Source organism: Pseudomonas sp. UYEF17, assembly GCF_040546125.1.
Taxonomy (GTDB): Bacteria; Pseudomonadota; Gammaproteobacteria; order Pseudomonadales; family Pseudomonadaceae; genus Aquipseudomonas; species Aquipseudomonas putida_Z.
On the sequence record NZ_JBEPNE010000002.1, the window covers coordinates 392120 to 412636 of the forward strand.

The following is a 20517-nucleotide window of genomic DNA, read 5'->3' on the forward strand; positions in this document are numbered from 1 at the left end:
GATCAGTTCAGGATGACCAGCGCCGGGAACTCATGCAGCTGTGCCGAGGTGATGTGGGCCAGCGCGCGCAGGGTTTCCAGCGGCTGGTCGAGGCGGTAGTTGCCGGTGACCGCCATGTCTTCCAGCTGTGCATTGCGGTTGATGATCCAGCCCGGGTAGTAGCGCTGCACCTCGGCCAGCACCTGGCTCAGCGGGCAGTTCTCGAACACCAGGCGGCCGTCGACCCAGGCCAGGTCCTTGTGCATGTCGGGGCGCTGGCGCTGGCCGAACCCCTGGGGGCCGACACTGATGCTGTCGCCGGCACTCAGGCGGATGCGCTGGTCGCGGCCTCCCTGCAGGTCGACATCGCCGCGCTGCACCCGCACCTGTGCCTCGCCGTCGAGGTAGCGCACGGCAAAGTCGGTGTCGCGCACCTGCGCGCGCAATGGCCCGGCCTGCACTTCCAGTGGCAGCAGCGCGCCCTCGGGGACCTGGAAATAGGCCTCGCCCTGTAGCAGGCGGGCGATCTGGCGGCCGTCACGCTGCTCGCTGGCAAATGCCGAATTGGTGTTGAGCAGCACTTTCGCGCCGTCTTCCAGCTGCAGGCGCTGGCGCTCGCCCACCACCGTCAGGTGGTCGGCCTGCAGGCGCATGGGCAGGTTGCCGAGGGTGAACAGCCCGACCAGCAGCAGCGCCGCCGTGGCCAGGGGTTTCCAGTGGCTGCGCAGGCGCCCGCGCCACGAGCGGCGCTGTTGCTGATGCATCTGCACGGCCACCTGGTGCAGCGGTGCGCCGTTCCACAATGCTTCTGCCTCGACATAGGCCTCGGCATTTTCCGGCGCTGCGCTGAGCCAGGCTTCGAAGGCCTGGGTGTCCTCGGCGTCGGCGCATTGCAGGCGCACCAGCCAGTCCAGCGCCTCGTCCATGGCACGAGCACGGGCGCTGGGCCCGGCGGGTGACGGGCGAGGGGGGCTGTCGGTCACGGTGAATCCTTGAATGGTTTTTTGCGAATGATCAAGGCTGAGGCGGGGCGTGGCAAGGGCTTTGCGTTGCCTCACTTGAGGCGGTCGGCGACACCCATGCAGATCGCCATGATCAGTTTCAGTTCCTTCTGTACCGTGCTGGGCGAAACATTCAGTTGTTCGGCGATTTCCAGGTAGGTGGCGCCATGCAGGCGGCTGAGGATGAAGATGCGCTGCTGGCGTTCGCTCAACTGGTTGAGGCTGATGCTCAGGTGCTTGAGCAACTGCTCGGCATGGGCCGCATCCTCGCTGCTGGTGGCCGGCGCGGCCACGCTGTGCAGGACCTCGTCGGGCACGTCGTCGACCAGCATGCGCGATTGCACCCGGCGCGCGCGCAGGTGGTCGAGGGCCAGGTTGCGCGCGGTCTGGAACACGAACGGTTCGATGTGTTCGATGGGCCGCTCACCGAGGGCGCGGGACACCCGCAGGTAGGTTTCCTGCAACAGGTCCTCGGCCGTGTTGGGGTTGCCCACCATGCGCTGCAAGGTGCGCAGCAGGGTAAGGCGCTGGACGAGGAAGACAGAGTTGAACCTGGACTGACTCACTGGGGGACCTGGCCGACGAAAGGTTAATGATAATGCTTATCATCCATCTCGAAGGTCAAGCCTGGAAATGTTAGGAAAAGGTAAAGATTGTGAGTCCCAGCCTTGCGCGGTCCCCGTGTAGGAGCGTGCCGAAGCTCAGCGGGCGCGGCACAACGCCAGGCAGTTATCCAGCATGCGGTTGGAGAACCCCCACTCGTTGTCATACCAGGCCAGCACCTTGAGCATGCGCCCGTTGGCCCGGGTATGGTTGGCATCGAAGATCGACGACAGCGGGTTGTGGTTGAAATCGCAGGAAACCAGCGGCAAGGCGTTGTAGCCCAATACCCTGGAATGCTTGCTGGCCTCGAGGAACAGCTGGTTGACCTGCTCGGCCGTGGCCTCGCGCTTGAGGTTGACGGTGAGGTCCACCAGCGACACGTTGATCACCGGCACCCGTACCGCCATGCCGGTAAGCTTGCCGGCCAGCTCCGGCAGCACCAGGCCCACGGCCTCGGCAGCGCCGGTCTTGCTCGGGATCATCGACTGGGTCGCCGAGCGCGCACGGTACGGGTCGCCGTGGTACACATCGGTCAGCACCTGGTCGTTGGTGTAGGCATGGATGGTGGTCATCAGGCCCTGTTCGATGCCGAACTCGCGGTGCAGCACCTGGGCAATCGGTGCCAGGCAGTTGGTGGTGCAGGAGGCATTGGAAATGATCTGGTGCGAGGCCCGCAGGATGTCATGGTTGACCCCGTACACCACGGTGGCATCGGCGCCTTTGGCCGGTGCCGAGACAATCACCTTGCCAGCCCCCGCAGCCAGATGTGCGGCGGCCTTGGCGCGCTCGGTGAACAGCCCGGTGCATTCGAACACCACGTCGATCGCCTCGGCCTTCCAGGGCAGTTCGGCCGGGTTGCGGATGGCACTGACCGCGATACGGTCACCATTGACCGTGAGGCTTTCGTGGTCGGCCTCGACGCTGGCGTCGAATGTGCCGTGCACGCTGTCGTACTTGAGCAGGTGGGCATTCATGGCGCTGTCGCCCAGGTCGTTGATGGCGACGACCTGCAGGTCCTGGCGGTAGCCTTGGGTATACAGTGCGCGCAGGACGTTGCGCCCGATGCGGCCGAATCCATTGATGGCGATGCGTAGGGTCATGGCAGTACCTCTGGCAGTCCGAGTGAAACCTGTGGCACAAAGGAGCTTCACTGAAACGGTTTTGTTGTTGGAATTACAAGATTATTCACCTGCCGATAGAAAACAAGCCTTTTTAGTGGCAGTATTTTGTTTAAACATACAACGAGTGGTTGGGCGACGTGCCTCCACCGATGCAGCGGGCTCCTCTACCTTGAGCCTAGGCCGCAATCGTTTGGAGGGGAAATGCCCGGTAAACCGCCCTTACAATTAGCCTGGAGTCCAGTACATGCATCCGCGCATCCTTGAGGTCACCCAGCGGCTGGTCGAACGTAGCCGTGCCACCCGCGAACGCTACCTGCAACTGATTCGCGGCGCGGCCAGTGACGGCCCCATGCGTGCCAGCCTGCAGTGCGCCAACTTCGCCCATGGCGTGGCCGGTTGCGGCAGCGACGACAAGCAGACCCTGCGCCTGATGAACGCGGCCAACGTGGCCATCGTCTCGGCCTACAACGACATGCTTTCGGCGCACCAGCCGTACCAGCACTTCCCCGAGCAGATCAAGCAGGCCCTGCGCGAGGTCGGCTCGGTCGGCCAGTTCGCCGGTGGCGTGCCGGCCATGTGCGATGGCGTGACTCAGGGCGAACCGGGCATGGAGCTGGCCATCGCCAGCCGCGAAGTGATCGCCATGTCCACCGCCGTGGCCCTGTCGCACAACATGTTCGACGCCGCGCTGATGCTGGGCATCTGCGACAAGATTGTCCCCGGCCTGATGATGGGGGCGCTGCGCTTCGGCCACCTGCCGACCATCTTCGTTCCGGGCGGGCCGATGGTCTCCGGCATTTCCAACAAGCAGAAGGCCGACGTGCGCCAGCGCTACGCCGAAGGCAAGGCCAGCCGCGAAGAGCTGCTGGAGTCGGAGATGAAGTCCTACCACAGCCCTGGCACCTGTACCTTCTACGGCACTGCCAATACCAACCAGCTGGTGATGGAAGTGATGGGCCTGCACCTGCCGGGCGCCTCGTTCGTCAACCCGTACACACCGCTGCGCGACGCGCTCACCGCCGAGGCCGCGCAACAGGTCACGCGCATGACCAAGGCCAGCGGCAGCTTCATGCCGCTGGGTGAAATCGTCGACGAGAAGGCGCTGGTCAACTCCATCGTCGCCCTGCACGCCACCGGTGGCTCGACCAACCATACCCTGCACATCCCGGCGATTGCCCAGGCCGCGGGTATCCAGCTGACCTGGCAGGACATGGCCGACCTGTCCGAGGTGGTACCGACCCTGTCCCACGTCTACCCCAACGGCAAGGCCGACATCAACCACTTCCAGGCCGCGGGCGGCATGGCCTTCCTGATCCGCGAGCTGCTCGATGCCGGGCTGCTGCACGAAGACGTCAACACCGTGGCCGGCCATGGCCTGCGCCGCTACACCCAGGAGCCGTTCCTCGACAACGGCAAGCTGGTGTGGCGCGAAGGGCCGCAGCACAGCCTGGACGAAAGCATCCTGCGCCCGGTGGCGCGGCCGTTCTCGGCCGAAGGCGGCCTGCGGGTGATGGAGGGCAACCTTGGCCGCGGCGTGATGAAGGTGTCCGCTGTTGCCCCCGAGCACCAGGTGGTCGAGGCCCCGGCGCGGGTGTTCCACGACCAGCAGTCGCTGGCCGATGCGTTCAAGGCCGGCGAGCTGGAGCGTGACTTCGTCGCCGTGGTGCGCTTCCAGGGCCCGCGCTGCAACGGCATGCCCGAGCTGCACAAGCTCACACCGTTCCTCGGTGTGCTGCAGGACCGTGGCTTCAAGGTGGCGCTGGTGACCGACGGGCGCATGTCCGGTGCCTCGGGCAAGATCCCGGCGGCCATTCACGTTTGCCCCGAGGCTTATGACGGCGGCCCGCTGGCACGGGTGCGCGATGGTGATATGGTGCGGGTCGATGGTGTCGAGGGCACGCTGCGGGTAATGGTGTCGGCCGAAGAACTGGCCAGCCGCGACCTGCCGCCAGCGCCACAGGGCAACGACCTGGGCTGCGGGCGCGAGCTGTTCGGCTTCATGCGCATGGCGTTCAGCCCGGCAGAGCAGGGCGCCAGTGCGTTCACCTCGGCCCTGGAGAACCTCAAATGAAGGACCTGCTGGTTGGCGACATCGGCGGCACCAATGCCCGTTTTGCGTTGTGGCGTGACAACCAGCTGCACGAAGTGAAGGTCTTCGCCACCGAGGACTACACCAGCCCGGAACAGGCCATCGAGGCTTACCTTGAAGGCTTGGGCATTACCCGCGGCGGCGTGACTGCTGCCTGCCTGGCGGTGGCTGGGCCGGTCGATGGCGATGAGTTCCGCTTTACCAACAACCACTGGCGCCTCAGCCGTGTGGCCTTCTGCCAGACATTGCAGGTCGAGCGGCTGCTGCTGATCAACGATTTTACCGCCATGGCGCTGGGCATGACCCGCCTGCGCCCCGGCGAGTTCCGCGAAGTGTGCCCAGGCCAGGCGGACCTGTCGCGGCCGGCCCTGGTCATCGGCCCGGGTACCGGGCTGGGCGTGGGTGCGCTATTGCGCCTGGGCGAACAGCACTGGCATGCCCTGCCGGGCGAGGGCGGGCACGTCGACCTGCCGGTGGGCAATGCCCGCGAAGCGGCGATTCACCAACAGATTCACGGGCAGATCGGCCATGTCAGCGCCGAAACCGTGCTCAGTGGCGGTGGCCTGCTGCGCCTGTACCAGGCAATCTGCGCGCTGGACGGCGACACACCCCGACACAAGACCCCGGCACAGATCACCGATGCCGCGCTCGGCGGCGAGCCGCGGGCGCTGGCGGTGATCGAGCAGTTTTGCCGGTTCCTCGGCCGAGTCGCTGGTAACAATGTTCTGACGCTGGGCGCGCGGGGTGGGGTCTATATTGTCGGCGGCGTGATCCCGCGCTTTGCCGAGCTGTTCGTGCGCAGCGGGTTTGCCGCGAGTTTTTCCGACAAGGGCTGCATGAGTGGCTATTTCGCTGGCGTACCGGTTTGGCTGGTGACGGCGGAGTTTTCCGGGTTGCTGGGGGCCGGGGTGGCTTTGCAGCAGGCGCTGGATAACCGATAGGTAGCAGGGGGCCGCTGTGCGGCCCATCGCGACACAAGGCCGCTCCTACACGGGGCCGCGCCATTCTGTAGGAGCGGCCTTGTGTCGCGATGGGCTGCAAGGCAGCCCCGAAGGCAACACCCGACAGCAGGCAAAAAGACCTGCAATCAACAAGAGGAAGGACCACCTTGAGCACTGCCGGCAAATCGATCCTGATGGTCGACGACGACCAGGAAATCCGCGAACTGCTGCAAACCTACCTGAGCCGCTCCGGCTTCCAGGTGCATGCCGAAGCCGACGGCAAGGGCTTTCGCCGCGCGCTGGAATCCACCCCCTGCGACCTGGTCATCCTCGATGTCATGCTGCCCGACGAAGACGGCTTCAGCCTGTGCCGCTGGGTACGCCAGCACCCGCGTCAGGCACGGGTACCGATCATCATGCTCACCGCCAGCTCCGACGAAACCGACCGGGTCATCGGCCTGGAGCTGGGCGCCGACGACTACCTGGGCAAGCCGTTCAGCCCCCGCGAACTGCAAGCGCGGATCAAGGCCCTGCTGCGCCGCGCCGAGTTCGGCCAGGCGGCGCCGGGCAGTGCGGTGCTGGCCTTCGACGACTGGCGCCTGGACACGGTCAGCCACCGCCTGTTCCATCGCGACGGTGAGGAGGTGATTCTCTCCGGCGCCGACTTCGCCCTGCTCAAGCTGTTCCTCGACCACCCACAGCAGATCCTCGACCGCGACACCATCGGCAACGCCACCCGTGGCCGCGAGCCGATGCCGCTGGACCGCATCGTCGACATGGCGGTCAGCCGCCTGCGCCAGCGCCTGCGCGATACCGACAAACCACCTCGGCTGATCCGCACCGTACGCGGCAGCGGCTACCTGTTGGCTGCCCATGTCTGCAATGCGCCCTGAACGGCGCTGGCGGCTGCTGCCGCGCTCGCTACTGGGGCGCATGCTGCTGCTGACCCTGCTGGTAGTGCTGCTGGCCCAGGGGTTGTCGAGCATCATCTGGGTTGCCCAATTGCGCGCCAGCCAGTTGCAGGGCCTGCGTGCCAGCGCCAGCAGCCTGGCTCATTCGATGAGTGCCAGTGTCAGCTACTTCCGCTCGTTGCCGGTGGCCTACCGGCCGATGGTCCTCGACCAGCTGCGCAGCATGGGCGGCACGCGCTTTTTCGTGTCGCTCAACGCCAAGCCGCTGGACATGCCGCTACTGCCCGTTACCCCGCGCAAGCAGGCGGTTATCGATGTGTTCCAGCAAGTGCTGCATGAGCGCCTGGGTTCGCAGATGGAAATTTCCGTGGAGTTCGTCGGGCCGGACGACCTGCGTATCTTCAACAGCGGCCTGAAGCTCGACGAACTGCCACGCTCCTGGGCGCATTACTCGCTGACCCTGGAGCCACTCAACCCGCCGGTGCTGGTCACCCAGATCCGCCTGGGCGAGGGTGAGTGGCTGTACATCGCCTCGCTGCTGCCCGAGCCCTACACCAGCCTGGAGGCCGAGCGCCTGCCGCGTCAGCAGATCGGCTTCATCGTGCTGACCACGGCCTTGCTGCTGTTGTTCATCGGCTTGCTGGTGCACTGGCAAAGCTGGCCGCTCAAGCGCCTGGCGCGGGCTGCGCGGGAGATGTCGCTGGGCGCCGATGTGGCGCCGGTGGCCGAAGGTGGTGGCAGCGAGGTGGTCGAGGTGGGGCGTGCGTTCAACAGCATGCGCGAGCGCATCAGCCGCTACCTGACCGAGCGCAGCCAGCTGTTCAGTGCCATTTCCCACGACCTGCGCACGCCGATCACCCGCTTGCGCCTGCGCGTCGAGCTGCTGGAGGACGAGCGCCTGCAGGCCAAGTTCAGCCAGGACCTGGACGAGCTGGAGCTGCTGGTCAAAGGCGCGTTGCAGTGCGTGAAGGACACCGACATCCACGAGAATATCGAGCCGGTCGATCTCAATCAGGTGCTGGAAATCCTGGCCGAGCCTTACCTGGGCGATGGCCGCATCACGCTCGAAGGCCGGGCGCTGGCGCCTTACCCGGGCAAGCCGCTGGCGCTGCGGCGCTGCATCGGCAACCTGATCGACAACGCCATAAAGTACGGCGAGCGGGCACGGTTGCGCATCATCGACAGTGCCGAGGGGTTCGTGCTGCAGGTGGATGACCAGGGGCCGGGGGTGCCGCAGCAGCAACTGGAACAGGTGTTCGAGCCGCACTTCCGTCTGGCCGGGCAGCAGCAGGGGTACGGGCTGGGGTTGGGGATTGCGCGCAACATTGCCCATAGCCATGGCGGGGAGGTGAGCTTGCTGAACCTGCGTGAGGGCGGGTTGCGGGTGACCTTGTACCTGCCGCGGGGCATGGACTGAAGGGTTGTATTGCCTCTACCGGCCCCTTCGCGGGTAAACCCGCTCCCACAGGTTTTTGCATTAGCCTCGGAGTCTGGTGGACCTATGAGGACTTTGTGGGAGCGGGTTTACCCGCGAAGAGGCCGGTACAAGCAACACAAATGTCACTGGCTGGTGACAAATCCACCTTCCTTGGTGACATTCCCTTCCAGGCCAGCTCACTAGAATTCGCAGACGACTGGCAAGGATCAAGCTGGCCCATGAGCACCTCCAACCTGGCTTCCACCCGCTGGCTCGACGCCCCGGCGCACAACGCCTGGCGCATGGCAGAAGGGCAACGCCTGCTGGCCTTCGCCACGGCTTCGAAACTGCCCGATGGCTTCGGCAGCCTCGACGCCGCAGGCCTGCTTGCCCCCGGTGCCCGCGCCGAAACCCTGATCACCGCCCGCATGACCCACTGTTTCGCCCTGGCCCACCTGCAGGGCGTGCCCGGCTACCTGGCCTATGCCGAACACGGTGTGGCCGCCCTGCGTGGCGCGCTGCAGGATGCCACCTACGGCGGCTGGTTCGCCCACCCCGGTGGCCATGACGACAGCGGCAAGGCGGCTTACCTGCATGCGTTTGTCGCCCTGGCCGCCAGCTCGGCGGTGATGGCAGGTGCTGGCGGTGCACCAGCCCTGCTGGCAGGCGCGGTGCAGGTGCTCGAAGCGCATTTCTGGAGCGAAGAGGAGGGTGCCCTGCGGGAAGCCTTCTCCCGCGTCTGGCAGTTGCCCGAGCAGTACCGTGGCGCCAACAGCAACATGCATGCGGTCGAGGCCTTCCTGGCCCTGGCAGACGTCACTGGCAACAGCCTGTGGCTGCAACGCGCCTTGCGCATCGCCGAACGCATCATCCATACCCATGCCGCCGCCAACGGCTACCGGGTCATCGAGCATTTCGACGCCCTCTGGCAGCCACTGCCGCACTACAACCAGTCGCACCCGGCCGACCACTTCCGGCCTTATGGTTCCACGCCCGGGCATGCCCTGGAGTGGGCGCGGTTACTGCTGCATCTTGAAGCCAGCCTGGAACGGGCCTGCCTGCATGCCCCGCAGTGGCTGCCAGACTGTGCCCGCGCGTTGTTCGATACAGCCTGCCAGCAAGCCTGGAACGTCGATGGCGCGCCCGGTTTCATCTACACCCTGGACTGGGACGATCGCCCGGTGGTGCGCGCACGCCTGCACTGGGTGCATGCCGAAGCCTGCGCCGCCGCCGCGGCCCTGTTGCAGCGCACGGGCGAGGCGCACTACGAGCAGTGGTACCGCCGTTGCTGGGACTTCATCGCCAACCATTTCATTGACCATGGCGCTGGCAGCTGGCACCACGAACTCGATGCGCACAACCAGCCGGCCGCGACCATCTGGCCAGGCAAGCCCGACCTCTACCATGCCTACCAGGCGCTGCTGCTGCCGGGCTTGCCACTGGCACCCAGCCTGGCCAGCAACTTGGCCGGCAATGTAACCAAACGATGACATTCACGCATCGCTTCGTTACCTGGCGAGGCGAGCAGGCTGTTTAGACTTCATGCAACGCAAGCGATCGACTTGCACGGCATAACAACAAGAAAGGTGCTTCGATGAATTCCACGCTCCGTCTCGCTGCCGCAATCTCACTGGCCTCCTTGTTCCCGCTGAGTGCCTTGGCTGCCGATGCCAAAGGCAGTGTCGAGGTGGTGCACTGGTGGACCTCCGGTGGTGAAAAAGCGGCGGTGGATGTGCTCAAGGCCCAGGTCGAAAAAGATGGCTTCACCTGGAAGGACGGCGCCGTCGCCGGTGGTGGTGGTGCCACCGCCATGACCGTGCTCAAGAGCCGCGCCGTGGCCGGCAACCCGCCGGGTGTCGCGCAGATCAAGGGCCCGGACATCCAAGACTGGGCAGCCACCGGCCTGCTCGACGCCGATGTGCTCAAGGGCGTGGCCAAGGACGAAAAGTGGGACTCCCTGCTCGACAAGAAGGTCGCGGACACCGTGAAGTACGACGGTGACTATGTCGCCGTGCCGGTGAACATCCACCGCATCAACTGGCTGTGGATCAACCCCGACGTCTTCAAGAAGGCTGGCATCGACAAGGCGCCAGCCACCCTCGACGAATTCTACGCCGCCGCCGACAAGCTCAAGGCCGCCGGCTTCATCCCGCTCGCCCATGGCGGCCAGCCGTGGCAGGACAGCACCGTGTTCGAAAGCGTGGTGCTGGCGGTGATGGGGGCCGATGGCTACAAGAAGGCCCTGGTCGACCTCGACAGCGCGGCCCTGACCGGCCCGCAGATGGTCAAGGCGCTGACCGAACTGAAGAAGGTCGCCACCTACATGGACCCGGACGGCAAAGGCCAGGACTGGAACCTGGAAGCGGCCAAGGTCATCAACGGCAAGGCCGGCATGCAGATCATGGGCGACTGGGCCAAGAGCGAATGGACCCTGGCGAAGAAAACCGCCGGCAAGGATTATCAGTGCGTGCCATTCCCCGGCACCGACAAGGCGTTCCTGTACAACATCGACTCGCTGGTGGTGTTCAAGCAGAACGACGCCGGCACGTCTGCCGGCCAGCAGGATATTGCCCGCAAGGTGCTGGGCGAGGACTTCCAGAAGGTCTTCAGCAGCAACAAGGGGTCGATCCCGGTGCGCAACGACATGCTGGCCGACATGGGCAAGTATGGCTTCGACGCCTGCGCGCAAACCTCCGCCAAGGACTTCCTGGCCGATGCCAAGAATGGCGGCCTGCAGCCGAGCATGGCGCACAACATGGCCACCACGCTGGCCGTGCAGGGCGCGTTTTTCGATGTGGTGACCAACTACATCAACGACCCCAAGGCCGACCCGGCCGATGCGGCGAAGAAGCTGGCGGCGGCGATCAAGGCTGCCCAGTAAAGCTGACGCGATTCCGTTGTAGGAGCGGCCTTGTGTCGCGATGGGCTGCGCAGCAGCCCCATAACCTGCGCACTCGATCTTTAAGGTAGGTAATCGACCTTGAGTCCTTTGGGGCTGCTGCGCAGCCCATCGCGACACAAGGCCGCTCCTACAGGGGAGTGCGGCGCCTTTGAGGTGAACCATGACCACAGCAACCGCCCAACTGCGGGCCTCACCCCTGGACGCGCTACAGCGCTGGCTGCCCAAGCTGGTGCTGGCGCCGAGCATGTTCATCGTCCTGGTGGGCTTCTACGGCTACATCCTCTGGACCTTCGTCCTGTCCTTCACCACCTCGACCTTCCTGCCGACCTACAAATGGGCCGGCCTGGCGCAGTATGCCCGGCTGTTCGACAACGACCGCTGGTGGGTGGCAAGCAAGAACCTGCTGCTGTTCGGCGGCCTGTTCATCGCCATCAGCCTGGTCATCGGCGTAGTGCTGGCAGTCTTGCTGGACCAGCGCATCCGTCGCGAAGGTTTCATCCGCACCATCTACCTGTACCCCATGGCGCTGTCGATGATCGTCACCGGCACCGCCTGGAAGTGGCTGCTCAACCCGGGCATGGGCCTGGACAAGCTGCTGCGTGACTGGGGCTGGGAGGGCTTTCGCCTGGACTGGCTGATCGATCCCGACCGGGTGGTGTACTGCCTGGTGATCGCCGCCGTGTGGCAGGCCTCGGGCTTCATCATGGCAATGTTCCTCGCCGGCCTGCGTGGCGTCGATCCGTCGATCATCCGCGCCGCGCAGATCGACGGCGCCAGCCTGCCGCGCATCTACTGGCGCGTGGTACTGCCCAGCCTGCGCCCGGTGTTCTTCAGCTCGCTGATGATCCTCGCGCACATTGCCATCAAGAGCTTCGACCTGGTGGCGGCCATGACTGCCGGCGGCCCTGGCTACTCGTCCGACCTGCCTGCGATGTTCATGTATTCGTTCACCTTCAGCCGCGGCCAGATGGGCATGGGCTCGGCCAGCGCCATCCTGATGCTCGGGGCGATCCTGGCGATCCTCGTGCCTTACCTGTACTCGGAGCTGCGGAGCAAACGCCATGCATAGCCCTCTCGACAAAGCGGTGCTTAGCCCGAGCCGCATCGCCATCCACGCGGTGCTGTTGCTGGCGGTGCTGCTGTACCTGGTGCCGCTGGTGGTGATGCTGCTGACCAGCTTCAAGACCCCGGACGACATCAGCACCGGCAACCTGCTGAGCTGGCCGGTGGTAATTACCGGCATCGGCTGGGTCAAGGCCTGGAGCACGGTCAGCGGTTACTTCTGGAACTCGATCATGATCACCGTGCCAGCGGTGCTGATCTCCACCGCCATCGGCGCGCTGAACGGCTATGTGCTGTCGATGTGGCGCTTCCGCGGTTCGCAGCTGTTCTTCGGCCTGCTGCTGTTCGGCTGCTTCCTGCCGTTCCAGACCGTACTGCTGCCGGCCTCGTTCACCCTCGGCAAGCTCGGCCTGGCCAGCACCACCACCGGCCTGGTGCTGGTGCACGTGGTCTACGGCCTGGCCTTCACCACGCTGTTCTTCCGCAACTTCTACGTGAGCATTCCCGATGCGCTGGTCAAGGCTGCGCGCCTGGACGGTGCCGGGTTCTTCACCATCTTCCGCCGCATCATCCTGCCGATGTCCACGCCGATCATCATGGTCTGCCTGATCTGGCAGTTCACCCAGATCTGGAACGACTTCCTGTTCGGCGTGGTGTTCTCCAGCGGCGATTCGCAACCGATTACCGTGGCCCTGAACAACCTGGTCAACACCAGCACCGGGGCCAAGGAATACAACGTCGACATGGCGGCGGCGATGATCGCCGGCCTGCCAACCCTGCTGGTCTACGTGGTGGCAGGCAAATATTTCGTCCGCGGGCTGACTGCTGGCGCGGTAAAGGGGTAAGTCATGGCAACGCTCGAACTTCGCAATGTGAACAAGACCTACGGCAGCGGCCTGCCGGACACCCTCAAGGACATCCAGCTGTCGATCAAGGATGGCGAATTCCTGATCCTGGTCGGCCCGTCGGGTTGTGGCAAGTCGACCTTGATGAACTGCATCGCCGGGCTGGAGCAGATCACTGGCGGCGCGATACTCATCGACCAGCAGGACGTCAGCGGCATGAGCCCCAAGGACCGCGACATCGCCATGGTGTTCCAGTCCTACGCGCTGTACCCGACCATGAGCGTGCGCGAGAACATCGAGTTCGGCCTGAAGATCCGCAAGCTGCCCCAGGCCGCCATCGACGAGGAAGTGGCGCGGGTGGCCAAGCTGTTGCAGATCGAGCACCTGCTGGCGCGCAAGCCGGCGCAGCTGTCCGGTGGCCAGCAGCAGCGCGTGGCCATGGGCCGGGCGCTGGCGCGGCGGCCGAAGATCTACCTGTTCGATGAACCGCTGTCCAACCTCGATGCCAAGCTGCGCGTCGAAATGCGTACCGAAATGAAACTGATGCACCAGCGCCTGAAGACCACCACCGTGTACGTCACCCATGACCAGATCGAGGCCATGACCCTGGGCGACAAGGTGGCGGTGATGAAGGACGGCATCATCCAGCAGTTCGGCACCCCGCAGCAGATCTACAACGATCCGGCCAACCAGTTCGTCGCCAGCTTCATCGGTTCGCCGCCGATGAACTTCATCCCGGTGCGCCTCACGCAACAGGACGGGCGCCTGCTGGCCGTGCTCGACAGCGGCCAGGCGCGTTGCGAACTGCCCCTGGGGGTGGCTGCAGACGAGCTGGAGGGCCGCGAGATCATCCTGGGCATCCGCCCCGAGCAGATTGCCCTGGGTGCAGCCGAGGGCAATGGCCTGCCCGGCATTCGCGCCGAGGTGCAGGTGACCGAGCCCACCGGGCCAGACCTGCTGGTGTTCGTCACCCTCAACCAGACCAAGGTCTGCTGCCGCCTGGCGCCGGATGTGGCGTGCCGGGTCGGCGACAGCCTGAACCTGCAATTCGACCCGGCACGGGTGCTGCTGTTCGACGCCGCCAGCGGCGAGCGCCTGCACCTGGCCACTACTGCCGCAACCATGAAGGACAATGTGGCGCACTTCAAAGGCCGATAACTCGTCTACACCGTCAATAAGAACAAAGAGGACGCAAAGGGATGGAACAGCGCAAACGCATCAGGACATTAGGTTCGCTCGCCTTGCTCGCACCGCTGGCGATGGCCGCTGGCAGCGGCGCGCAGGCTGCCGAGGCTTTTTCCAGCGAATCGAAGTGGATGACCGGCGACTGGGGCGGCACCCGCACCGAGCTGCTGGAAAAGGGCTATGACTTCACCCTCGATTATGTCGGTGAGGTTGCCGGTAACCTGCACGGTGGTTACAACGACGACAAGACCGCGCGCTATAGCGACCAGTTCGCCCTGGGCGCGCACCTGGACCTGCAGAAAATCTTTGGCTGGCATGACGCCGAGTTCAAACTGGCGATCACCGAGCGCAGCGGCCGCAACCTGTCCAACGACCGCATCAGCGATCCGCGCGCCGGGCAGTTCAGCTCGGTGCAGGAAGTGTGGGGCCGCGGCCAGACCTGGCGGCTGACCCAGATGTGGGTCAAGCAGAAGTACTTCGACGGCGCACTGGACGTGAAATTTGGCCGCTTCGGCGAGGGCGAGGACTTCAACAGCTTCCCCTGCGATTTCCAGAACCTGGCCTTCTGCGGCTCGCAGGTGGGCAACTGGGTTGGCGGCATCTGGTACAACTGGCCGGTCAGCCAGTGGGCGCTGCGGGTGAAATACAACATCACTCCGGAATTCTTCGTTCAGGTCGGTGCCTTCGAGCAGAACCCTTCCAACCTGGAAACCGGCAACGGCTTCAAGCTCAGTGGCAGCGGCACCAAAGGCGCGATCCTGCCGGTGGAAGCGGTGTGGTCACCCAAGGTCAATGGCCTGCCGGGCGAGTACCGCCTGGGTTACTACTACAGCACGGCCAAGGCCGACGATGTGTTCGATGACGTCAACGGCAACCCGCAGGCGCTGACGGGCGAAGCCTTCAAGTCGCACTCCAGCAAGCATGGCTGGTGGGTGGTGGCGCAGCAGCAGGTCACTGCACATGGCGGCGACGTGAACCGTGGCCTGAGCCTGTTTGCCAACTTCACCGTGCACGACAAGGCCACCAACGTCGTCGACAACTATCAGCAACTGGGCTTGGTCTACAAAGGCGCATTCGACGCCCGGCCCAAGGACGATATCGGCTTCGGCGTGGCGCGCATTCATGTGAATGACGACGTGAAGAAGCGCGCCGAACTGCTCAACGCCCAGAGCGGCATCAGCGATTACGACAACCCAGGCTTCGTGCCGCTGCAGCGTACCGAGTACAACGCCGAGCTCTACTACGGCTTCCACGTCACCAACTGGCTGACCGTGCGGCCCAACCTGCAGTACATCAAGAGCCCCGGCGGGGTGGATGAGGTGGACAACGCGCTGGTCGCAGGTTTGAAGATTCAGTCGTCATTCTGAGAGCAATTGTTGTAAATTTACGCCAATCCACTTCGGTACCCGGCAGCCACTGGCCTTCAGTGGTTGTCGGGGATAGGCCGAGACAGCGCTATCTCAAACAACAAGAGCTCTGAACCATGCCCGAACATCCGCTCCATCGCTTCTTTACCTCGCAGCGGCCCCGGCCGACATTCGAGTGGGAGCGTTACCAGCAGCGCGATGTGCTGATCATCGACCATCCCCGTTGCCAGGCGGTGTTCAGCCGCCAGGGTGCGCAACTGCTGCATTTTCAACCAGCGGGTGAACGGCCCTGGCTGTGGTGCGCCGAGCAGTGGCCGCAGGTGGGCGCGATCCGCGGTGGTGTGCCTGTGTGCTGGCCATGGTATGGCCGCCACCCCAGCGAGGACTTGTGGCCGGCCCATGGCTGGGCGCGCCTGCTCGACTGGAAGCTGGTGGACAGCCGCGAGGACGAGGAGGGGGTAACGCTGAAATGGCGGCTGGACCTGTGCGACTGGCAGGTCGACCTGCATGCCCGGCTGGGTAGCCGCATGGAGCTGAGCCTGAGCACCGAGCACCAGGACAGCGAACCCTGCCAGCTGAGCCATGCCCTGCTGGCCTACTGGCGCATCAGTGACGTGTCCGAGATAGCGCTGTCCGGGCTGGAGGATATCGAAGGCTACGACCGCCTGAACCGCCAGGCCTGCCGTGAAGATGGCGCGCTGAAGCTCAAGGGCGGTTGCCAGAAGGTCTACCCCGGCACGCCGCGGGTGCAATTGCAGGACCCGGCCTGGCAGCGCGAGCTGTGCATCGATACCGGTGACAGCGACGACACGGTGGTGTGGCACCCGGGCAACCGCCCGCTGATGGGCGTGACCGGGCGTGAATGCCAGCGCTTCGTCTGTGTCGAGGCCGCCAGCGGCAGTGGCGAGGGCCTGAGCCTGGCGCCGGGGCAGCGTGCCCACCTGCGCCTGCAGGCACACCGGCTCAGTTGAGCTCGTCGTCCTCGATCGGGTAGCGGCTGGCGTTGAGGCTTTCCTTGATCTTGCGCAGGTGCGGCTGGAAGTCCACGCCGCGACGCAGGGTCATGCCGGTGGCCAGCACATCGAGCACAGTCAGCTGGATGATCCGCGAGGTCATCGGCATGTAGATGTCGGTGTCTTCCGGCAGCGGAATGTGCAGGCTCAGGCTGCAGGCATTGGCCAGTGGCGAACCGGCAGCGGTCAGGCCCAGCACCGAGGCGCCGTTTTCCCGGGCCAGGCGGGCAACCTCGACCAGTTCGCGGGTGCGCCCGGTGTAGGAGATGATCACGAACAGGTCGCCGGTGTGCGCCACCGAGGCCAGCATGCGCTGCATCAGTACGTCGGCGTGGGCGGATACTGCCAGGTTGAAGCGGAAGAACTTGTGCTGGGCGTCCAGCGCCACCGGGGCCGAGGCGCCCAGGCCGAAGAAGTGGATCTGCCGGGCCTGGATCATCATGTCCACGGCACGGCTGACCTGCTGCGGGTCGAGCTGCTGGCAGGCGCTGTCGAGCGAGGCGATGGCACTGGCGAAGATCTTCTGGGTGTAGGCGGCCGGGTCGTCGTCAGCCTCCACCGCGCGGCTGACGTAGGCGGCGCCGCTGGCCAGGCTCTGCGCCAGCTGCAGCTTGAGCTCGGGGTAGCCGCTGACGCCGAACGAGCGGCAGAAGCGGTTGACGGTAGGTTCGCTGACCTTGGCCGCCTGGGCCAGCGCAGCAATGCTGAAACGGGTGGCTTGTTGCGGGTTGAGCAGGATGACTTCGGCGACTTTGCGTTCGGCCTTGTTCAGCTCGTCGAGGCGGCCCTGGATCTGTTCCAGGAGGTTTCGCACGCGGTCCATGGGGTGTGTCCTTGGGTCGGGAAGACAGCCGGCTGTGGGAGCAGCAGGCTTTTTGCACGGTCGTCTATCGTACTGTCGGCGCGGTTGACGTACCACTTGTCTGTAACACTTGTGTGTAATGTTGTGGTTTTTACTACATTATCCCTTGAAAACCGTATGTGAAAGCGGTATTCCTAGACCAACTTTAGGAAAGAACCAACATCATGGCTGCGATCAGTGTCGAACCTTGCACCTTTGCCCTGTTTGGCGCCCTCGGCGACCTGGCATTGCGCAAGCTGTTTCCTGCGCTCTACCAGCTCGACCGGGCCAACCTGTTGCACCCGGAAACCCGCCTGCTGGCGCTGGCCCGCGAGGCCGGTAGCGCGCAGGGCCACCTGGACAGCATCGAAGCGCACCTGCGCCGGCATGTGCCCGAGGCCGATATCGAGCCCGCCGCGCTGGGCCGCTTCCTCGCCAGGCTGAGCTACCAGCACCTGGACTTCCTCCAGCCCGAGGGCTACCAGGCCCTGGCCGAGCAGTTGCCGGGCGAGCTGCCGCTGATCGCCTACTTCGCCACCGCTGCGGCGGTGTACGGGGCCATCTGCGAAAACCTCGACAAGGCCGGGCTGGCCGAACGCACCCGGGTGGTACTGGAGAAGCCCATTGGCCACGACCTGGAGTCGTCGCGCCGGGTCAACGATGCCGTGGCGCGGTTCTTCCCGGAGAGCCGGGTCTACCGCATCGACCACTACCTGGGCAAGGAAACGGTGCAGAACCTGATCGCCCTGCGTTTCGCCAACAGCCTGTTCGAAACCCAGTGGAACCAGAATTCCATCTCCCATGTGGAGATCACAGTCGCCGAGAAGGTCGGTATCGAAGGCCGCTGGGGCTACTTCGACAAGGCCGGCCAGCTGCGCGACATGATCCAGAACCACCTGCTGCAGCTGCTGTGCCTGATCGCCATGGACCCGCCCAGCGAACTGTCGGCCGATGCCATCCGTGACGAGAAGGTCAAGGTACTCAAGGCCCTGGCACCGATCACCGGTGAAGGGCTGAGCACCCGTGTGGTGCGCGGCCAGTACATCGCCGGCTACAGCGATGGCAAGCCGGTGCCTGGTTACCTGGAAGAAGACAACGCCAACGCCCAGAGCGACACCGAAACCTTCGTCGCCCTGCGTGCCGACATCCGTAACTGGCGCTGGTCGGGGGTGCCGTTCTACCTGCGTACCGGCAAGCGCATGCCGCAGAAGCTGTCGCAGATCGTCATCCACTTCAAGGAAACGCCGCACTACATCTTCGCCCCGGAACAGCGTTTGCAGATCGGTAACAAGCTGATCATCCGCCTGCAACCGGACGAAGGCATCTCTTTACGGGTGATGACCAAGGAGCAGGGCCTGGACAAAGGCATGCAACTGCGCAGCGGCCCGTTGCAGCTGAATTTCTCCGATACCTGGCGCAGTGCACGGATTCCGGATGCATACGAGCGGCTGTTGCTCGAAGTGATGCGCGGTAACCAGAACCTGTTCGTGCGCAAGGACGAAATCGAGTATGCGTGGAAGTGGTGCGACCAGCTGATCGCCGGCTGGCGTAACGCGGGCGATGCGCCCAAGCCATACGCGGCAGGCTCCTGGGGGCCGATGAGCTCGATTGCACTGATCACACGCGATGGGAGGGCGTGGTATGGGGATATCTGAACTGAAACTGCCAGCGGCTGTGAAGGTACACGAGCTGGCGGATGCCAAGGCTCTGGCCGCAACCCAGGCCCATGACGTGGCCGAGCGCCTGCGTGCGGCCATTGCCGCCAAGGGCCAGGCCTGCGTGGTGCTGTCCGGTGGCCGTAGCCCGGTGCCGTTCCTCGAGCAGCTGGCCAGCGAAAACCTCGACTGGGCCAAGGTCACCGTCAGCCTGGCCGATGAGCGCTGGGTGCCGGTGGAGCACGCCGACAGCAACGCCGGCCTGCTGGCCCGCCACCTGTTCAAGGGCGCGGCGGCCAAGGCCCGCTTCGTTGGCCTTTACCAGCAGGCGGAGAACCTTGATGCCGCCGCGGGCAAGGCCGATCAGGCCCTGGCCGAGCTGCCGCCGATCGACGTACTGGTGCTGGGCATGGGGGATGATGGCCACACCGCTTCGCTGTTCCCCGCCAGCCCCAACCTGGAGGCAGGCCTCGACCTGGCCAACCCACGCCGCTGCCTGCCCTTGCTGGCACCGAGCGTGCCGCACCAGCGCCTGTCGATGACCCGCTCGCTGCTGGCCAGCTCCGCCTTTACCGCGCTGTCCGTACAAGGGCAGGGCAAACTCGCTACCCTGCGCGCCGCGCTGGCTGGCAACGACCTTACCGAAATGCCGATTCGCGCTTTTCTTCACGCCCCCCTGGACATCTACTGGTGCCCATGAGCCAAGGATCCACAGTCATGACCACCCTCGAACGCCCACAGTCCAAGCTCTCGATGGCCGACAAAGCCGCACGGATCGACGCCATTTGCGAAAAGGCGCGCATCCTGCCGGTGATCACCATCGCCCGTGAGGAAGACATCCTGCCGCTGGCTGACGCCCTGGCCGCCGGCGGTATCCGTACCCTGGAAGTGACCTTGCGCTCGCAATATGGCCTGAAGGCCATCCAGGTGTTGCGCGAGCAGCGCCCGGAGCTTTGTGTCGGCGCCGGCACCGTGCTCGATCGCGGTATGTTCGCCGCCGTTGAAGCTGCGGGTGCGCAATTCGTCGTTACCCCAGGCATTACCCAGGACATTCTCGAAGCCGGTGTGGAGAGCGAGATCCCGCTGCTGCCAGGCATCAGCACGCCGTCCGAAATCATGATGGGGTACGCCCTGGGCTACCGCCGCTTCAAGCTGTTCCCGGCGGAGATCAGCGGCGGCGTGGCGGCGATCAAGGCCTTTGGCGGCCCGTTCGGCGATATTCGTTTCTGCCCTACGGGTGGGGTGAACCCGGCCAACGTGCGCAATTACATGGCGCTGCCCAATGTGATGTGCGTGGGTGGTACCTGGATGCTCGACAGCAGCTGGATCAAGAACGGCGACTGGGCGCGGATCGAAGCGTGCAGCGCGGAGGCGATGGCGCTGCTGGACGCCAACTGAATTTGTTGTGTGCTTTACGGCTTGTGGGGCGCTTGGTCGGCGCCCCTTTTTTTGCCTGGAGATCTTGCAGCGCCTGTACCGGCCCTTTCGCGGGTGAACCCGCTCCCACAGGTACTGTACAGATGCTGAGTGCAGCGCGATCCCTGTGGGAGCGGGTTCACCCGCGAAGAGGCCGGCACAGGCCAAC

The 20517-nt window shown here is 64.8% G+C and carries 18 protein-coding genes; 14 read left to right on the top strand and 4 right to left on the bottom strand.

All coding sequences use genetic code 11. The features are described 5' to 3' along the window. Nucleotides 1–2: 2 nt before the first annotated feature. From ABIB24_RS04635 to gap, 3 genes are all read right to left on the bottom strand, one after another. Nucleotides 3–962 (bottom strand): FecR family protein, encoded by a 960-nt coding sequence (locus ABIB24_RS04635; protein WP_075043895.1) that lies wholly within the window; start codon nucleotides 960–962, stop codon nucleotides 3–5. A 71-nt stretch (nucleotides 963–1033) separates the two neighbouring features. Beyond that, on the bottom strand, nucleotides 1034–1546 hold the full coding sequence (locus ABIB24_RS04640; protein ID WP_025337861.1) for an RNA polymerase sigma factor: 513 nt from the start codon (nucleotides 1544–1546) through the stop codon (nucleotides 1034–1036). A gap of 135 nt (nucleotides 1547–1681) precedes the next feature. Continuing rightward, entirely contained in the window at nucleotides 1682–2683 is a 1002-nt protein-coding gene (gene gap, locus ABIB24_RS04645; protein ID WP_041506241.1) for a type I glyceraldehyde-3-phosphate dehydrogenase, read from the bottom strand. A 265-nt stretch (nucleotides 2684–2948) separates the two neighbouring features. Here gap and edd point away from each other — a divergent pair, with 265 nt between their 5' ends. From edd to ABIB24_RS04700, 11 genes are all read left to right on the top strand, one after another. After that, nucleotides 2949–4775: a phosphogluconate dehydratase gene (edd, locus tag ABIB24_RS04650; protein ID WP_015269093.1), complete on the top strand. Its 1827-nt coding sequence runs from the start codon at nucleotides 2949–2951 to the stop codon at nucleotides 4773–4775. Further along, entirely contained in the window at nucleotides 4772–5734 is a 963-nt protein-coding gene (locus tag ABIB24_RS04655; RefSeq protein WP_274078570.1) for a glucokinase, read from the top strand. Before edd ends, ABIB24_RS04655 begins: the two co-directional genes overlap by 4 nt. A 167-nt stretch (nucleotides 5735–5901) precedes the next feature. Beyond that, nucleotides 5902–6627 carry a two-component system response regulator GltR gene (gltR, locus tag ABIB24_RS04660; protein WP_025337864.1) on the top strand — a complete coding sequence of 242 codons (726 nt, stop codon included), beginning with the start codon at nucleotides 5902–5904 and terminating at the stop codon, nucleotides 6625–6627. Next, on the top strand, nucleotides 6608–8062 hold the full coding sequence (locus tag ABIB24_RS04665; RefSeq protein ID WP_025337865.1) for an ATP-binding protein: 1455 nt from the start codon (nucleotides 6608–6610) through the stop codon (nucleotides 8060–8062). Before gltR ends, ABIB24_RS04665 begins: the two co-directional genes overlap by 20 nt. Before the next feature lie 239 nt (nucleotides 8063–8301). Next, complete coding sequence (locus ABIB24_RS04670) at nucleotides 8302–9552, top strand: D-mannose isomerase (protein WP_354316166.1); 1251 nt, start codon at nucleotides 8302–8304, stop codon at nucleotides 9550–9552. A gap of 104 nt (nucleotides 9553–9656) precedes the next feature. After that, nucleotides 9657–10943 (top strand): ABC transporter substrate-binding protein, encoded by a 1287-nt coding sequence (locus tag ABIB24_RS04675; RefSeq protein ID WP_238067320.1) that lies wholly within the window; start codon nucleotides 9657–9659, stop codon nucleotides 10941–10943. A gap of 181 nt (nucleotides 10944–11124) precedes the next feature. Then, complete coding sequence (locus tag ABIB24_RS04680; protein ID WP_025337868.1) at nucleotides 11125–12033, top strand: carbohydrate ABC transporter permease; 909 nt, start codon at nucleotides 11125–11127, stop codon at nucleotides 12031–12033. Beyond that, nucleotides 12026–12871 (top strand): carbohydrate ABC transporter permease, encoded by an 846-nt coding sequence (locus ABIB24_RS04685; protein ID WP_274078571.1) that lies wholly within the window; start codon nucleotides 12026–12028, stop codon nucleotides 12869–12871. Before ABIB24_RS04680 ends, ABIB24_RS04685 begins: the two co-directional genes overlap by 8 nt. 3 nt (nucleotides 12872–12874) lie before the next feature. Then, nucleotides 12875–14029 (top strand): ABC transporter ATP-binding protein, encoded by a 1155-nt coding sequence (locus tag ABIB24_RS04690; protein ID WP_075043902.1) that lies wholly within the window; start codon nucleotides 12875–12877, stop codon nucleotides 14027–14029. A 101-nt stretch (nucleotides 14030–14130) separates the two neighbouring features. Beyond that, complete coding sequence (locus ABIB24_RS04695; RefSeq protein ID WP_256575221.1) at nucleotides 14131–15423, top strand: carbohydrate porin; 1293 nt, start codon at nucleotides 14131–14133, stop codon at nucleotides 15421–15423. Between the two features lie 116 nt (nucleotides 15424–15539). Beyond that, nucleotides 15540–16394: a D-hexose-6-phosphate mutarotase gene (locus ABIB24_RS04700; RefSeq protein WP_013971129.1), complete on the top strand. Its 855-nt coding sequence runs from the start codon at nucleotides 15540–15542 to the stop codon at nucleotides 16392–16394. Here ABIB24_RS04700 and hexR read toward each other — a convergent pair. After that, nucleotides 16387–17250: a DNA-binding transcriptional regulator HexR gene (gene hexR / locus ABIB24_RS04705; RefSeq protein WP_169774905.1), complete on the bottom strand. Its 864-nt coding sequence runs from the start codon at nucleotides 17248–17250 to the stop codon at nucleotides 16387–16389. The genes ABIB24_RS04700 and hexR overlap by 8 nt on opposite strands. Nucleotides 17251–17462: 212 nt before the next feature. Between hexR and zwf the strand changes: the two genes are divergently transcribed. From zwf to ABIB24_RS04720, 3 genes are read left to right on the top strand one after another with little or no spacing between them, the layout of a single operon-like run. After that, nucleotides 17463–18932 (top strand): glucose-6-phosphate dehydrogenase, encoded by a 1470-nt coding sequence (gene zwf / locus ABIB24_RS04710; protein ID WP_085616745.1) that lies wholly within the window; start codon nucleotides 17463–17465, stop codon nucleotides 18930–18932. Further along, nucleotides 18919–19632 carry a 6-phosphogluconolactonase gene (gene pgl, locus ABIB24_RS04715; RefSeq protein WP_085587541.1) on the top strand — a complete coding sequence of 238 codons (714 nt, stop codon included), beginning with the start codon at nucleotides 18919–18921 and terminating at the stop codon, nucleotides 19630–19632. The genes zwf and pgl overlap by 14 nt, the downstream gene beginning before the upstream one ends. 17 nt (nucleotides 19633–19649) lie before the next feature. Further along, on the top strand, nucleotides 19650–20330 hold the full coding sequence (locus ABIB24_RS04720; RefSeq protein WP_354316167.1) for a bifunctional 4-hydroxy-2-oxoglutarate aldolase/2-dehydro-3-deoxy-phosphogluconate aldolase: 681 nt from the start codon (nucleotides 19650–19652) through the stop codon (nucleotides 20328–20330). The last annotated feature ends 187 nt before the right edge of the window (nucleotides 20331–20517 follow it).